Here is a 1086-nt window from a genome sequence, read left to right on the forward strand (position 1 = left end):
GAGGTCGCCGGCGTCCCGGTCGATCCAGTCCCCCACGAGCTTGACCCAGCCGTCGCCGGCGCGCGCCTGCTTGCGCACGGCCTCGACCAGGTCGCGGGGTTCGACCTCGACGGCGAAGCCGCGCAGGTACCGCCGCGTCCTGGCGATGTGCCGGCCCGAGCGGATGAGTCGCGGCAGGTCCGCACGGTGCTGGATCCAGCGGGTGTCGTGGACGGCGCCCGCGTCGCGGACCAGCAGGGTGCCGGCGTTCCGGTCGGTGACAGCCTGGTGTTCGGCCAGCTGCTCCGGGACATCCCCGCCGGGACCAAGGCCGATGTGGCAGTGTGCGTCGACCAGCCCGGGAATGACCCACCCGTCGAGGACGAGGTCCGGGGCGGCCGCGGGACGGTCAAAGGTCAGCTGGCCGTCCACGGACCAGAGGCCCCCGCGTTCCTGGTCGGGGCCGGTGAGGACGGGGCCGGTGAACTCGATGATGCGGGTCATGGCTTAAGCCTAATCCGCATGACGATCCGCGGGCCCTCGTCGATTGCCGCACCCACCGAGGACCGTCCGATCCCGCGCCCCGCAGAGTCGGGATGGAGGCGGCGCGCTGCGGCGTCGAGTACCCCCAGCGCAAAGAGGTCTTCCGGGGTCGCAGTCCTGATGCGTGGCACGGCCCAGGGCTGAGTCACGTCGCCACGCCATCACCGCATCAAAGGCCCGGCCGACGTCACACTCGGCAGCCATTGGAACGGCACGTGGTAGCTTCGTCTACGACCACACGGGTGCCCTTGCAGGGGCTGAGATCGGGCTGACGCAGCCTGCGACCGTTGAACCTGTCCGGGTAATGCCGGCGAAGGAAGTGAGTATTTCCGTGAACACACCATTGACACAGCACAGCCCTGTCCAAAACCAGCCAGCCGACAAGCAGCGGCGCCAGGGTCAGCCCGCGGCCCCCACACGATCGTTGGAATCCCATTCACTGGCGTTTTCCCACGATCCGGAACACGGCATCCACGTCCCGGTGACGGACATCGCGCTGGCGGACTCCCCCGACGGCACCGCGAACGCCCCGTTCCGGGTGTACCGCACGGCCGGGCCCGGCAG

General features: G+C 69.8%; 1 protein-coding gene, 2 pseudogenes and 1 riboswitch (1 of these 4 only partly in view). Of the genes and pseudogenes, 1 reads left to right on the top strand and 2 read right to left on the bottom strand.

The window, feature by feature from the left end:
* Positions 1 to 483 (bottom strand): annotated as a pseudogene (locus K789_RS0109775) (amidohydrolase); the annotation flags it as partial.
* Positions 480 to 671, bottom strand: a complete 192-nt coding sequence (locus K789_RS26165; RefSeq protein WP_128081598.1) for a hypothetical protein — start codon at positions 669 to 671, stop codon at positions 480 to 482. The gene K789_RS26165 and the pseudogene K789_RS0109775, both read right to left, overlap by 4 nt.
* A 79-nt stretch (positions 672 to 750) precedes the next feature.
* Positions 751 to 858: riboswitch (TPP riboswitch) on the top strand.
* Between K789_RS26165 and K789_RS26170 the strand changes: the two are divergent.
* A pseudogene (locus K789_RS26170) lies at positions 854 to 1086 on the top strand (phosphomethylpyrimidine synthase ThiC) (its annotated part continues 154 nt past the right edge of the window); the annotation flags it as partial. (Overlaps the previous riboswitch by 5 nt.)

The sequence above is a fragment of the Arthrobacter sp. TB 26 genome, from assembly GCF_000427315.1.
GTDB lineage: Bacteria > Actinomycetota > Actinomycetes > Actinomycetales > Micrococcaceae > Arthrobacter.